Origin of the sequence: Streptomyces asiaticus, from assembly GCF_018138715.1 — a bacterium.
Classification (GTDB): Bacteria; Actinomycetota; Actinomycetes; order Streptomycetales; family Streptomycetaceae; genus Streptomyces; species Streptomyces asiaticus.
Map to the genome: position 1 here is coordinate 1,597,753 of NZ_JAGSHX010000006.1, position 14,846 is coordinate 1,612,598.

At 69.0% G+C, this 14,846-nt stretch carries 9 protein-coding genes and 1 pseudogene; 6 read left to right on the top strand and 4 right to left on the bottom strand.

Translation table 11 applies throughout. The features are described 5' to 3' along the window. Positions 1-24: 24 nt before the first annotated feature. On the bottom strand, positions 25-795 hold the full coding sequence (locus KHP12_RS14475) for an alpha/beta fold hydrolase (RefSeq protein WP_211833022.1): 771 nt from the start codon (positions 793-795) through the stop codon (positions 25-27). Then, on the bottom strand, positions 795-1,172 hold the full coding sequence (locus tag KHP12_RS14480; RefSeq protein ID WP_086880222.1) for a DUF1330 domain-containing protein: 378 nt from the start codon (positions 1,170-1,172) through the stop codon (positions 795-797). Before KHP12_RS14480 ends, KHP12_RS14475 begins: the two co-directional genes overlap by 1 nt. A gap of 234 nt (positions 1,173-1,406) precedes the next feature. Between KHP12_RS14480 and KHP12_RS14485 the strand changes: the two are divergent. Then, positions 1,407-1,589: pseudogene (locus tag KHP12_RS14485) on the top strand (alkaline phosphatase); the annotation flags it as partial. A 255-nt stretch (positions 1,590-1,844) separates the two neighbouring features. Here the strand turns inward: KHP12_RS14485 and KHP12_RS14490 are convergent. Further along, complete coding sequence (locus tag KHP12_RS14490; RefSeq protein WP_086880223.1) at positions 1,845-2,093, bottom strand: hypothetical protein; 249 nt, start codon at positions 2,091-2,093, stop codon at positions 1,845-1,847. 558 nt (positions 2,094-2,651) lie between these two features. Next, positions 2,652-3,491: an SDR family oxidoreductase gene (locus tag KHP12_RS14495; protein WP_211833023.1), complete on the bottom strand. Its 840-nt coding sequence runs from the start codon at positions 3,489-3,491 to the stop codon at positions 2,652-2,654. 91 nt (positions 3,492-3,582) lie between these two features. Here KHP12_RS14495 and KHP12_RS14500 point away from each other — a divergent pair, with 91 nt between their 5' ends. From KHP12_RS14500 to KHP12_RS14520, 5 genes are all read left to right on the top strand, one after another. Further along, a complete protein-coding gene (locus tag KHP12_RS14500) occupies positions 3,583-3,954 on the top strand; it encodes a winged helix-turn-helix transcriptional regulator (RefSeq protein ID WP_211833024.1) in 372 nt (123 codons plus the stop codon). A gap of 1,048 nt (positions 3,955-5,002) precedes the next feature. Beyond that, positions 5,003-5,791, top strand: coding sequence for a DeoR/GlpR family DNA-binding transcription regulator (locus KHP12_RS14505; RefSeq protein WP_086880225.1), 789 nt, complete (start codon positions 5,003-5,005; stop codon positions 5,789-5,791). Between the two features lie 463 nt (positions 5,792-6,254). Next, positions 6,255-9,224 (top strand): TIM-barrel domain-containing protein, encoded by a 2,970-nt coding sequence (locus KHP12_RS14510; RefSeq protein ID WP_246648544.1) that lies wholly within the window; start codon positions 6,255-6,257, stop codon positions 9,222-9,224. 110 nt (positions 9,225-9,334) lie between these two features. Beyond that, positions 9,335-11,203 (top strand): DUF4091 domain-containing protein, encoded by a 1,869-nt coding sequence (locus tag KHP12_RS14515; RefSeq protein WP_211833026.1) that lies wholly within the window; start codon positions 9,335-9,337, stop codon positions 11,201-11,203. Further along, positions 11,200-14,838 (top strand): beta-galactosidase, encoded by a 3,639-nt coding sequence (locus KHP12_RS14520; protein WP_244202575.1) that lies wholly within the window; start codon positions 11,200-11,202, stop codon positions 14,836-14,838. Before KHP12_RS14515 ends, KHP12_RS14520 begins: the two co-directional genes overlap by 4 nt. Positions 14,839-14,846 lie beyond the last annotated feature (8 nt).

The following is a 14,846-nucleotide window of genomic DNA, read 5'->3' on the forward strand; positions in this document are numbered from 1 at the left end:
GGCGTGGCAGCCACGGCCGTGCGGCTACCCGACGCGGTCCAGTGACGCCCAGAAGCGGGTGAGAACCTCGGCACCACGGCGCGGGTCATGCGTCATCCACCAGTGGCCCAGCCCGTCGAGGACCTCCACTCCGGCACCGGCCCGGAGCGCGCCGCGGCGTCGCTGCTCGACGGTCCCGACCACGTGGTCCTCGGTGGCGAGCACCACGAGCCCCGGCCGCTGGGCCGCGTTCTCCAGGTCCCGGCCGAGTTCGTTCATCACCGGCCGCGTGGCGGAGGTGTAGAGCGCGATCACGGCCCGGCCCATCGCCTCGTTCTGGCCCTCGGCGACCCGCTCGGCCACCGCCTCGCCCATCCCCCGCTCGACGAGCGTCGCGATCCGCCGCTCGAGGGGCGCGCCGAAGCGTTCGGCCACATCGGCCTCGCCGACTCCCGGTGTCTGCCACCGCTGGGCGAGCTCATGCCAGACGTAGTCGGGATCGTAGACCCCGATCGTGTCGCTGACCCAGCTGCGTACGAGGTCCGGGCTGCTCATCACCGCGTTGAGGACGTGTCCGCCGCCCCAGTCGTGACCCACCAGGTCGACGGGCTCGGCGAAGCGTGTCAGCTCGCCGATCAGCCAGTCGCGATACTCGTGGACGGTCGCCCCGAATCCGTCCGGCAGCGGAGCGCCGAACCCGGGCGGGGACAGCCGGATCAGGTCGGCCGGGGCCGCACCGGCGGCCTCCAGTTCGGCGACCAGCAGATCCCAGACGGCCGCCGTCTCGGGATTGCCGTGCACGAAGACCGCGGGCATCAGATCACACTGCCCTGGAGCGGCACGGTGGGTTGCAGGACCGATTCCACCAGCGCCTCGGCGCGGAGATGGGCCACCGCCTGATAGTCGGGGTCCCGGGCCATGTCGACGAACGCCTGGCGGCTGGGGTAGCGCACCAGGAGCACCGTGTCCCACGCCTGCCCGTCCTCGGCGACCAGGGCACGACCGCCGTCCCCCAGGTACTCCACCCGCAGTCCGTACCGCCCGTGGATCTCCCGGCCCAGCGCCTCCGTGTAGCGCTGGTAGCTCTCGCGGCCACCGTCCGGGCGGAACCGCAGCAGGTTCAGCATCACCACGGGGCCGCCGGGGTCCTCGGCCAGCAGGGTGTCGAGGGCCCGCTCATCCATATCGATCATCAAAGCCTCCTTCTGGATGGTGAGCAGCGTATAAACTTGTTAGCCAACATGCAAGTAAGTTAGGCCAGGGTCAGCCGGGGCGGCCGAGCCCGCGACACAGAACGCAGTCCGCGCCACGCGGCGGGGCCCGCGCCACGCGGTGGAAAGGGAAGCGGGGCCAAGGCATTCCCACCGGTTCACCAATTGCTGATGGTTTGGGGTCCGTTGGCATCAGCACCTGTCTCCTGACCCGTAAAGAACGTCATCCTGCTGATCGGTGACGGCATGGGTGACTCGGAGATGACGCTGGCCCGTGACTACACGGTCGGGGCCGACGGCCGGCTGAACCTGGACAAGTTCCCGCTCACCGGCGCCTACACCACCTACGCGGTCCACGCCGACGGCACCCCGGACTACGTCACCGACTCCGCCGCCAGCGTCCGCGAGGCCCAGAGCCCCGAGTTCGCTGTGATGATGCGGCTCCCGGCGGCCCCGCAGCGGATTGTCCGGGCGGACCAGTCTGGCCCGAGGTCCTGCGGGTCGACTGGCGCACCGCACGGCACCTGACGTTCGGGCACGGCCTCCATGTCTGTCTCGGCGCCCGGCTGGCCAGGTCCAGACGCGCATCGCTCTGGAGGAACTGATCAGGGTCGCTCCCCATCTCTCTCTGGAGGCCGACCCCGCAGATCTCGGCTACCGCCCGCCCGAGGCGGTGGTGCGCGGACCGACCTCCCTCCCGGTCTCCTGGTGAGTGGACTGCACGCGGTTGGTGCTCCTCAGCCCCCGGCAGCCGCCGGGGGCTTCGTCGTGCTGCCCGGAGGCCACCGTGCCCACCTTCGACACTCTCCCCGCTTCACCACCGGCCTCCAGCGCCTCGCCCCCGCCCGGCGCAGCCGCTTCCGCCGTGTCGTCCTCGGCGCCTTCGTCCCGGACTTTACGCACCGGCCTCTTCCGGCCCGGCCTGCGCGAAGCGCGCGAGTTCGCGGAATCCTGAAGCGCGAGCACCTGGAACCCGTGCACCCGTGCACCCGTGCCGAGTTGATGGGTCGGGGACGCACGGGTTCCAGGTGCTTGCGGTGGTCGCGGCCCGCTCCGGGCCTTCGCGTTGCGTGGAGGGGGGCAGGCGCAGCAGTCGCCGCCTGGCCGGCATCCGCAGGTGTCGGTGGTCTGCTCTGTGCTGCGCTGCGTGGTGCTCATGTTCATGACCTACTTCAATTGCGGCCGGAGCGAAGCCACCTCCGCACGAGCACGCCCCCGTAGCGCACCGGTGCCTGACCGGCCGGCTCCCTGGCCCGCGGGGGCAGGGGCAAAGCGGGCCCGGCCGTCCGGTGCGACGGCCCGGCCGACCATGCGCGGCGCCCCGTCGGGGTCCCCGGCGGCCGGTCCGCGCGCCTCACACCGGCCCTCGACAGGACGGGACTGATCGAAATGTTCCCGGGCTCGTAGGGTCAACGGGGTTGGCTGCAAAGCGAAGAGCAGTCTCAGCGGCGCTGAGCAGTCTCAGCGGAACGCGTCGACATTGCGGGCGGCCCAGTCGGCGAAGGGGCGCGGGGCGCGGCCGAGGACCCGCTGGACGTCCGGGCTGACGCGCAGCTCGGACGGGCTCGGGGAACCAAGGATGTCCAGAGTGTCGTCGGCGAGCTCCGCCGGCATGCTCTGGGTCATGGCGGCCTTGGCCTCGTCGCGGGTGAGCTCGTGAAACGTCACTGGCGAGCCCAGCGCGGCGGCGATGGCCTCCGCCTGCTGGCGCGGAGTGATCACCTCCGGGCCGGTCAGCTCGTAGACGCCGCCGGTGTGCCGGTCATCCAGCAGGCAGGCCGCCGCGACCGCGGCAATGTCCGCCGGGTCGATGATCGGCACACCGATGTCGCCGAAGGGCGCGGCGACGACCTGTTGCGCGCGGACAGACTCGGCCCACCACAGCGCGTTGGAGGCGAAGCCGCCCGGCCGCAGGATGGCCCACTCAAGGCCGGACTCCCGCAGGGTGTCCTCCAGCGCGCGCATCGCGATCCGCGTTGGGCCGAAGGGCCTGGTCACCACGCCCAACGTGGAGAGCAGGACGACGCGGCGGACCCCGCTGGCCGCAGCTTCGCCGATGATGTCGGCAGGGTTGGCTCCAGTGGCGTGCAGGTCGCCGGACAGCAGCAGGAACAGCGCCTTCGCCCCGGCCAGCGCGGGCTTGAGGCCGGCCGGCTCGGCCAGGTCGGCCGCCAGGTGGCGGACGCCGTCCGGCACCGCCGCCGTGTGCCGGGACACCGCCGTCACCTGCTGGCCCGCCTCGGTCAGCGCCTGCGTCAACGGCCGCCCAATATTCCCGGTAGCCCCGGTCACCACGATCATGATCAGCTCCTTGCTGGATGTCCTCTGAGGTCCTCACGCTAGGAGCGTGGCTAACTTTTGGTAAGGACATACCTTGAGGTAAGCTCATAACATGGTGGGAGGCGTGCAGCACAGACAGGCCGAGACAGGGGAGCGGTATGACGTGTTTCACACCGACTGCCCCGCGCGCGATGTGGTCGACCACGTGACCAGCAGGTGGGGCATCTGGGTGCTGATCTCGTTGCGGAGCAATGACCTCCGGTTCTACGAGCTGCGCGAGAGCATCCAGGGCATCAGCGAGAAGATGCTCGCCCAGACCCTGCGGGCGCTGGTCCAGGACGGCCTGGTCTGGCGGGAGGTCGAACCGACGACGCCGCCCCAGGTCACCTACGGGCTGACCGAGTTCGGCCAGGACATCGGCGAGCCGCTGACGACGCTGTTCGACCGGATCACACAGCGGCTGTCGCCGCGCAGCGCGGGATAGCGTGGTACTGGCTGGTGCACATCCGCGACGCGAAGGACGACCTGCTGAGGCAGATATCTTCGCTCTGATCCAACCCCGTCTCTTCAGCGGAATGGGGTGAGCTGACGCCCTGCCAGTAGAAAGGTGTCGCTGACCCGCAAGGAAGCGAGTGTCTACGTCGTATCCGGTGCAGGAGCAAGGACACCTTTCTGGTGAGCGATGGCCCGGGTGCTGCGGTCGAGTACGGCACATGGCCGGCGAGAGCGGGCCGGGTGCTGATCCAGCCGGCTTCGGCGAGCGCACCGAGGGCGAGCACCCGCCCCAGGCGCGGAGGACGCCGAACGGGGGATCGTCGAATGCGACACCAAGCTCGCCCGCTACCGCGAAGCCCTGGAAGCAGGAACGGACCCGAAACTCGTCGCCCGGTGGACCGCCGAGGTCCAGGCCCACCGCGCCGAAGCGCTCAGCCGGTCACGCAAGATCACCGGCCGGCGCCGAATGACCAAGGACGAGATCCGCGCCATGCTCAAGCCGCTGGGCCCCATCCCTGACGTCCTCGCCGACGCCGAGCCGCGGGACAGGCCGAGGTCTACCGGGACAGGCCGAGGTCTACCGGAACCTCGGTCTCAAGCTGATCTACGAACCCGGAAAACAGCTCGTGCGGGCCGAGGCGACGCTCGACCCGCACAAGTTGGGGATATTGTCTGTGTCCGAGGGGGGACACGCACCATACGTACACGCCCGTCTTGCGCGGGGAGCTGCTTCTGCCGTAGCCACGGTCATGGGTAGAGCCGGGCAGCGCCGGGAATCCGACAGCAGTCGTCCGAACGGACCAGCGAAAACCGGCACTGGCGCTCACCTGCCAGGGAAGCCGGTGCGACGTCGACCGGGACCCGGGCAGCCTCCGCCACGGCCATCAGCGCGGGCCGCGCAGACGAGTTGGGCGGTGGGGATCAGGGGCGTGGAGTGGCGGTGGCCTTTCCTCACGGCTGAAATGATCGTGGACGAAAACGCTTGTTCCGGCGAGCTAAAGTCTTGGGCCCGCACACCACGGAACAAGGGATGACACATGGGGGCACCGCAGGCCAGATGGAGCGCGTTGCTGGAGATACTGACGCGCGACGGACGGATCGAGGTCGAGGCCGCCGCTGACGCGATGCAGGTCTCCGCCGCCACGATCCGGCGTGATCTGGACGAGCTGGCGCGTCAGCAGATGGTCACCCGTACCCATGGCGGCGCCGTGATCAACGCGATTGCGTACGATCTGCCGCTCCGTTACAAAGCCGCGCGCAACGCTCCGGAGAAGGAGCGGATCGCCGACGCCGCGGCGGGCCTGGTGAAGGCGGGCGCCGTGGTGGGCCTGAACGGCGGCACCACGACCACCGCGGTCGCCCGTGCGCTGACCGCCCGGCCGGAGCTGGGCACAGAGGGCGCCGGGCCCTCGCTGACGGTGGTCACCAACGCGCTGAACATCGCCAACGAACTGGTTGTACGCCGCCATGTGAAACTCGTCGTCACCGGCGGCGTGGCCCGCCCTGCCTCGTACGAGCTCACCGGGCCGCTCGCCACCGAGGTGCTCACGCGGATCACCCTCGACCACGTCTTCATCGGCGTCGACGCGATCGACGCCAGATACGGTGCGACGGCCCAGGACGAGGGCGAGGCCGACATCAACCGGGCGCTGGCACTGCGCGCCGAACAGGTGGTCGTCGTCGCGGACTCCTCCAAGCTGGGCCGGCGGGCCTTCGCCCGGATCTGCCCGGTGGAGGACGTCCATGTGCTGGTGACCGACAAGGCGGCGGGCCCCGCACTGACCGACCCGTTCGCGGCTGCGGGCGTGGAGATCGTCCGGGCCTGAGCGTCGCCCTTGTCGCAGAACAACAGCCGTGCGCTGGAATGCTTGATTCTGATCGAAACTGCCAGAATCAAGCATTCACATCCATCATGCGCACGGGATGGTCCAGGGGACGACCCCGAAGATGCGCGAGGCGGCGGGCACCTTCGTGCCTGACCCGCGCTCAGGAAGCAGAACCGCACGAATCGGGCGTGGTTCACCCAGAATTTACCGCCGTCTTCCCCTGGCTCGCGGCCTCAGGAGCCAGGGCGCCAACCAGGGAAATCCACCGTCACCAGGGGCGTTGGGCCCGATGGTTGGGGTCAAGAAATCACGGCGACGAGTGTTGACAGTTGACTTAAATCGCAAGAATATGAACAGAAATAAGCATGATCTTGCAGTGCTACTCAACGACACCATGCCCGCCCGCAGGAGGACGTGAGTGCGCACCCACCCCCGTAGAACGCGCGAAACCCGCGGATTCGGCATGCTTCTGGCCGCCGCGCTGGCCCTGGCGCTCATACCGTCCGTGACCGAACCCCTCACCACACCGGCCCGGGCAGACACCTCCGCCCAGCCGAAGGTGACCCGCAGCGCGGATGCCCTCACCGTGTCCGCGCCGGCCACCGAGAAGACCCCCGGCTACATCATCGACATCGCCACCGGCGAACTCGCCATCACCACCGAGCGCGCCGGAGAGGCCGTGCTCAGCACAGCGGGCGGCGAGACGGGGGGCCTGCGATTCCGCTCCGGCGGCCAATGGCAGCACGCGACCGAGGTCACCGACTGGGCGTGGAAGGACGGCGTCCTCGCTCTCACCGCGGACACCACGCTCGACGGCGCCACCGTCAAAGCGCGGCTGACCCCCACATCCGACCGTTACCAGCTGGACTGGGATGTCGAGGGCGGCAGCCCCGACCGACTCGGCCTCGCCTACGACCTGTCATCGGCGGGCCACTGGTACGGCCACGGCGAGGCGGAGACCCCGCAGGGCGGCCCGGGTGTCGACCAACCCTGGCCGCTCGACACGGGCGAGGTCGAACACGGCACCTTCGGCCCGGCCTCGTACAACATGATCGACCCGTTCTGGTACACCTCCACCGCGACCGGCCTCCGGGTCGACACCGGGGATGTCATGGACGTGGCACTCAACAAGGGCAAGGACGGCCTCGGCGCCTTCACCGTCGAGTCGCCCGACACCTACAAGGCCACCGTGTTCGTCGAGTCGACCCCGCTCGAGGTCTACCGCGACTACATCGGCATCGTCGGCAAACCGGCCAAGAGCGATGCCACGTACGAGCAGTACGCCAAGCCGCTGTGGAATTCCTGGGCACAGTTCTACACCAAGGTCGACCAGGAGAAACTGCTCGACTATGCCACCGACCTCCACGACAACGGTCTTGACGGGCACACCATCCAGCTCGACGACAAGTGGGAGTCGAACTACGGCAATCTGACCTGGGACCCCACGACCTTCCCCGATCCCAAGGGCATGTCCAAGAAGATCCACGACATGGGGTTCGACTTCGGCCTCTGGGTCACCCTGTGGATCAACCTGGACTCGGACAACTACCAGCACGCGGTCGACAACGGCTACCTCCTCATGGACGCCAAGGACACCAGCAAGCCCTGCGAAGTGACCTGGTGGAACGGCCAAGCCGGAATCATCGACCTGGCGAACCCCGACGCCAGGGCCTGGTACGAGGGCAACCTCAAGAAGCTCATGAGCGACTACGACATCGACGGGCTGAAGTTCGACACCCGCTTCTTCGACGAGAAGTGCGCGCCACGCGAAGGCCACCAGGCCACCGACTACCAGAAGCTCGGCACACAGCTCGCCGACGAGTTCGACCTCCAGGGCGCGGGCATCCGGGTGCACTGGAACGAGACGGCCCACGAGGCCGGCTTCGTCACCCGCCAGGTCGACAAGGGCACCGGCTGGGACTCCCTGCGCGCCTCCGCCACCCAGAACCTGGCGATCTGCACCATCGGCTACCCGTTCGTCGAGTCCGACATGATCGGCGGCTCCGGCGGCCAGCCCGCACCGTCCAAGAACGTACTGGTGCGATGGGCGCAGTCCGCCTCGCTGATGCCGCTGATGTACGCCTCGACGTCACCAGTGGACACCAATGACACCACCACCGGACAGAAGGTGGACTACGACCAGGAGACGGTCGATCTCTACCGGCAGGCGATCGAGACGCACAAGAAGCTCGCCCCCTACATCTGGGACCAGGTCCAGTCCACCCTGAAGACCGGCGACCCCATCATGCGGCCCCTGTTCTTCGACTTCCCTAAGGACAAGGAGAGTTACACCGTCACCGACGAATGGATGCTCGGCCCGGCCGTACTCGCCGCACCCAAGCTGAGCACCGGCGCCACCCGCACCGTCCATCTGCCACCCGGCACCTGGTACGACGTCAACCACGGCACGGTGATCCACGGCCCCAAGAACCTCAAGGGGTACGCGGCGCCGCTCGGCGTCACCCCGGCCTTCGTCGACCTCAAGGCCAAAGGCGCCGCCAAGGCCATCAAGGCCCTGAAGCGCCACGACGTCCCGGCCGCCTCCGTCCTGATCAGCCCTGACGCCCCGTCCACCGGCTCCGGCACCCCCTTCGAGGTGACCACCGAGGCGACCAACTGGTCCACCCGGGCCATCAGAAACGTCCAAGCGGCGCTGGACCTCCCCGACGGCTGGACCGCCACGGCGACCGGCCCCACCACCGCGAAGTCCCTCAAGGCCGGGGGAACGCTCACCACCACCTGGACGGTGACCCCGGCCGCCGACGCGCGATGGGGCGGTCACGATCTCACCGGAACGGTGACGTACGACCGTGCCCAGAAGGTCTCCGACACCGTGCGGGCCGAGGTCAAGGCAGCCCCCGGCAGTGTGACGGCCCCGTATCTGACGACCGCCACCACCGATGACGCCCGATATGCCCAGGGCGGGGACCAATTCGCCATCTGGGCCGGCGGTCAGGACCTGTCCGGGTGGAAGGACGAGAAGGGCGTCATCTACCTCGACGACGCGGCCGGTGAGAAGGCCACGGTGCAGGCCCAGCTGGTCTCCCAGGACAGCACCTCGCCCTTCGGCAAGGCCGGGATCGCCCTCGCCAACGATCTGACCGCGCCCGGCAAGGGCGGTTACGCGGTGCTGGTCATGACCGAGCAGTACGGGCTGGAGTTCATGACCGACAGCGATGGCAACGGCGCGCTCGACACCTGGGCGGGCGGCGGCTCCACCTACCACCCGGCGTATCTGAAACTGACCCGGGACGGCACCGCCTACACCGCGTATGCCAGTAAGGACAGCGAGACCTGGTCGCGGGTCGGCACCGCCGACGTGCCCTCGGCCGCCGGCACCGGTGACGCCGGGATGGTCGCCAGCGCGGCCAACGTCAGCTACCCCGGCGAGAACATCGAGGCCGTCTTCGGCGGATTCTCCATCACCTCCTGACGCCACAGGGACCACGTGTACCGCCCCTTCCCGGCAGGCCCCGCCCCACCACCCCGGGGCCTGCCGGGGACCATGCCCCCACACGTCCGTGAGAGAGGGAGCACAGACCCATGGCACGTACGTCCGCAGCTGTCGCCGGCTTCGTCGCGGGTGTCGTGGTGGCCGCGAGCACCACCGCGATCGCCGTCACCGGTACGAACACCGTCACCGACACCGGTTCCAAGGCCACCACGACATGGCTGACCGCCAAGGTCGCCGACGCCATGGGTACCAGGGACACCATCACCTGGGTGCCCACCGGATCCTTCGCCACCTCCGCGGAGGAACGGGTCCCGCGCTACCCGATGACCGCCATCCAGGGCAAGGACACCAAGGAGCTGAACCTCTCCGCCGTACGCAACGAGCAGGTCTCGGCGCAGTTGGCGATCGCGTCCGGCCAGGATCTCGACCACGTCAAGGCCGTGGTCGGCGATCTCACCGGACCCGGCGGGGCGAAGCTGTCCGGAGACGACACCCAGGTCCGGTTCGTGAAGTACGTGCCCGTGCAGCGTTCCAAGAGCGAGGTCGACTGGTCCGCCACCATCGACCAGGTCAGCTCCGGCAAGGAGGTCTCCGGCGACCGTAACCCCGATGTGGTCGGCGACCCCCTCGAGGAGCGGTCCTCCGTGGACGTGCCCGCGTACGCGGCGCAGCCGCTGTGGTTCACCTTCCACATCCCCGAGAAGGCCAGGCCCGGCACCTACCGGGGCACGGTGAAGGTCGACGCCGACGGCCGGACCCAGGCCCGTTACCCGCTGACCATCGCGGTCGCGGACGCGAGCGCGCCCGACCCCGATGACTACGACTTCTTCCTCGACGTATGGGCACAGCCGGAGACCATCGCCCAGGCACACGGCGTGAAGCTCTGGTCCGACAAGCACTGGAAGCTGATCGGGGCCTACAGCCGCGACCTGGCTTCCCGCGGTCAGAAGGTCATCAACACGACCATCGTCGACAACCCCTGGCACCACCAGTGGTCGCTGGGCACCCGGGAGTCGCAGACGGCCACGCCGTACTCCAGCATGGTCGGCTGGACCTGGGACGGGAAAACGTTCTCCTTCGACTTCGCCCGCTGGGACAAGTACGTCCGGACCGCCAGACGCGCCGGGCTCGGGCCCGACATCGGCGCCTTCTCCATGCTGGCGTTCCAGGACAAGGAACACCTCACCTACACGGACACCCGTACCGGCAGGACCGTCTACGAGAACGTCGAGCTGGGCGGGGACCGCTGGCGGGAGGCGTGGGGGGCGTTTCTGCCCGCCTTCGAAAAACACCTGAAGGCGAAGGGCTGGCTGGAGGACACCTGGCTGTCCTTCGACGAGCGCCCGATCAGCACCATGACGGTCGTCAAGGACTTCGTCCACGAGATCGCGCCAGCCTTCGACGACCGTATCTCCGTCGCCGGGTCGATCAGCACGGAGGGCGTCGCGTCGAACCTGTCCGTCGACTGGGGCGGCATCGACGCGATGACGAAGGAGAAGGCGGCGGAACGGCGCGCGGCCGGAAAGACCACCACCTTCTACGTGTACGGCTCACCGGCTCATCCGAACACCCTGTCGTACTCTCCCGCCGTCGAGTCACGCATGCTGCCGTGGATCTCCGCCCAGCGGAATCTCGATGGGTTTCTCCGCTGGTCGTACAACAGCTGGACCCGCGACCCCTTCGATCAGCCGGTGCACATCTTCACCCAGGGCGACGAATACCTGGTCTACCCCGGCAAGAACCGGCCGATGTCCAGCATCCGCTGGGAGCAGTTGAAGGAGGGTATCGAAGACTATGAGCTCATCGCCCAGCTGAGGAAGAAGGAGGCCGGCGCCGCCGACAGCGACGCCCTGACCGAGGCCCTCGCCACGGCGACCCGGAACCTCGACGGCCGTACGAAGGACGTCACCGACATCGAGACCGCGCGGGCGGCCGTGGTGAAGGGGCTGACGTCATGAAAGGGCGATGGCGCTCCCTGTTGCTCGCCGCGCTTCTGACCGTCATTCCCCTGACCGGTCCGGCCGCCGCGACTCCGGCTCAGGCGAAGCCGCGGACGCAGGAGCACACGGTCGCCTACGACCAGTACTCCGTGAAGGTCGACGGCGAGCCCCTGTACATCTGGGGCGCCGAGTTCCACTACTTCCGGCTGCCCAGCCCCGACGCATGGCGTGACGTACTCCAGAAGATCAAGGCGGACGGATTCAACGCGGTCTCGCTGTACTTCGACTGGGGTTACCACTCGGCCAAGCCGGGTTCGTACGACTTCACCGGCATCCGTGATGTGGAACGGCTGCTGGACGAGGCCGAGCGCGCGGGTCTGTATGTGATCGCCCGCCCCGGCCCGTACATCAACGCCGAGGTCTCCGGTGGCGGCTTCCCGGCCTGGCGGAAGACGCGAAAGGGCGTCAACCGCACCTCCGAGACCGGCTACCTCGACGACGCGCGCGAGTGGATGAGCCGGATCAACCGGATCATCGCCCGCCACCAGCTCACCCGAGGCACCGGCACGGTGATCCTCTACCAGGTCGAGAACGAGTACCAGGGCGGCCGCCACGACGCCGACTACATGCAGACGCTCATCGAATGGGCGAAGAGCGACGGCATCGACGTGCCCACCTTCGTCAACGACGGCGGCGCCAACAAGAACTGGGTGAGCGGCAAGGGAGCCCCCGCCATCTACGGCTTCGACGCCTACCCGCAGGGCTTCGACTGCTCGCAGCCCGACGCCTGGAAGAACCTGCCCGACTACTCCTATGTGAACGACTGGAAACCCGAGTCCCCGCTGATCATCCCGGAGGCGCAGGGCGGCGCCTTCGACCCCTGGGGCGGCACCGGGTACCAGGACTGCGCGCAGCTCACCGGCACCGACTTCACCCGGGTGTTCAGCAAGATGAACATCGCCGCGGGGGTGACCGGCCAGTCCTTCTACATGACGTACGGCGGCACCAACTGGGGCTGGCTCGCCGATCCGAACGCGGTGTACACGTCGTACGACTACGGGGCTCCGATCAACGAGTCCCGTCAGCTGACCGACAAATACCAGGAGTTCAAGCGCCTCGGGTACTTCGTCAACTCGGTCCGCTCGCTGGCGCGGACCGACAGGGCCGAGGCGCCCACTCCTTCCGATGAGGCGCTGCGCGTCGACCGGCGGGTCAACCCCGACGACGGCACCCAGTTCTTCACCGTCCGGCACGCCGACACCCGGGTGAAGGACAAGGATGAGACCACTCTGTCCCTGACCGGCGCGGACGGCGACTATCCGCGCGTGCCGCAGCAGGGCACGATCACGGTCGACGGCCGGGACGCCAAACTCCTCGTCGCGGGCTACGACCTGGGCGATCAGCGGCTCGTCTACTCCACCTCGGAGATCATGACGCACGCACGCGTCGGCGACCGTGACGTGGCGCTGCTGTACGGACGCAAGAGCGAGGCCGGTGAGACCGTCCTGCGGTACGCGAAGCGGCCGAAGGTCACCGTGCTCGACGGCGATGTCACCACCGCCTGGGATGCCGAACGTGGCGATCTGCGGCTGGACTACACCCACGACGGGCTGGCCCGAGTGCTGGTGAACGGCCTGGAACTGCTGATCGCCGACACCGCGGAGACCGCCCGCTGGTGGCGGCAGGACACCGCCGCGGGCCCGGTCCTCGTGCGTGGCCCGTCGCTCGTCCGTACGGCCGAACTGGACGACGGAACGCTGAAGCTCACCGGCGACTCCACCGATGCCTCGAAGATCGAGGTCATCGCGGACGCCACCAAGGTGACGTGGAACGGCCGCGAGACCGCCGTCACATCGGCGCCTCATCCCATCGAACTGCCCGAGCTGACGACGTGGAAGTACAAGGAGGAAGCGCCGGAGTCCGCCCCCGGCTTCGACGACTCCGCCTGGACCACCGCCGCCAGGCTCAGCGCCAACAACGCCGAACTGGACGGATCGCTGCCCGTCCTCGCGATGGACGAGTACGGCTACCACCACGGCGACGTCTGGTACCGCGGCCGGTTCACGACCACGGGGAAGGCGACCGCGATCGCGCTGAACGCCAACACCGGACCGACCGGCCAGTACGCGGTGTGGCTCAACGGCAGCTACCTCGGCAGCTCCGGCGACGGCGCGCACACCTTCGACATCCCGGCGGGGACGCTCGCGGCGGAAGGCGACAACGTCCTCTCCGTGCTCGTCGAGAACGCGGGCCACAACGAGGAATGGGGCCATGACTACTCCAAGGAACCGCGCGGTCTGCTCGGCGCCGAGGTGATCGGTGGGGCCACCACCCTCACCTGGAAGATCCAGGGCGGCCGGGGCGCCGAGAACCCGGTCGACACCGCACGGGGCCAGTACAACAACGGCGGGCTGTACGGGGAGCGGGCCGGCTGGTCGCTGCCGGGTTACCCCGACAACGGCTGGAGCCGCACCACCCTGTCCGGGCAGACCGGGAAGACCGGGCCCGGCGTGCGGTGGTACCGCACCACCGCCGGGCTCGACCTGCCGCGGGGCCAGGACGACGCGATCGCGTTGGATCTCGCCGAACCCAAGGGCACAAGCACCGACTACCGCGCCCAGATCTTCGTCAACGGCTGGCTGATCGGCCGCTACCTGGCCGACACCGGGCCCCAGACGCGCTTCGTCATCCCCAAGGGCATCCTGCACGAGCAGGGCGGCAACACCATCGCCCTGGCCGTCTGGTCCACCGAGAAGGCTTCTGGCCCCGGCTCCGCGACCCTCGTCGACCTCGGCGCGTCGGCGGGCGGGATCAGGGTCCGTACGGTGGACGCGCCCTCCTACGACGCCAGGACCTACGCCATGCCGGCGTCGGGCGCCCGGGTCACCGTCAGCGCCGAGCCGTTCCTTAAGCCCGGCACGGCCACCGAGGTCCCCGTCACGCTCACCGTGCCGAAGGACGCGCCGACCGCCCGGAACGTCAAACTGGCGCTGACCGTGCCGGACGGCTGGACCGCGACCACCGACGACACCACCCGCTTCGACCGGGTCCGGCCCGGCGACACGGTGACCGCGGCCTATACCGTCACCCCGCCCGGCGACCCGGTTCACTACGCCGTCCTGTCCGCGACCGCGGAGCTGACGCAGACTGGCCGTCCAGGCACCGTCACCGGCCGGCGGGCGGTGCAGGTGCCGCCGCCGGGGCTGTCCGCCGACGCCTACGTGAGCGACCTGACGCTGGTCAAGTCGGTCAACGGCTGGGGCCCGGTCGAGAAGGACGCCTCCAACGGCGAGTCCGCGGCGGGCGACGGGCGGCCGCTCGCGATCGGCGGCACCACATACGCCAAGGGCCTCGGCGTGCACGCGAACAGCCAGATCCGGGTCTACCTCGGCGGCGGCTGCACCCGGTTCACCGCCACCACGGGGGTGGACGACGAGGTCGGTGACAACGGCAGCGTCTCCTTCCAGGTGATCGCCGACGGCCGCTCCCTCTTCACCGGTCCGGTGCTCTACGGCTCCGGCGGCGGCGCCGCGATCGACGTGGACGTGACCGGTGCCCGCTGGCTGGACCTGCTGGTCGACGGGGACGGCGATGTCTCCACCGACCACGCCGACTGGGCCGACGCCAAGCTGACCTGCGGCGGCGGTGCCTGATGTCCGGC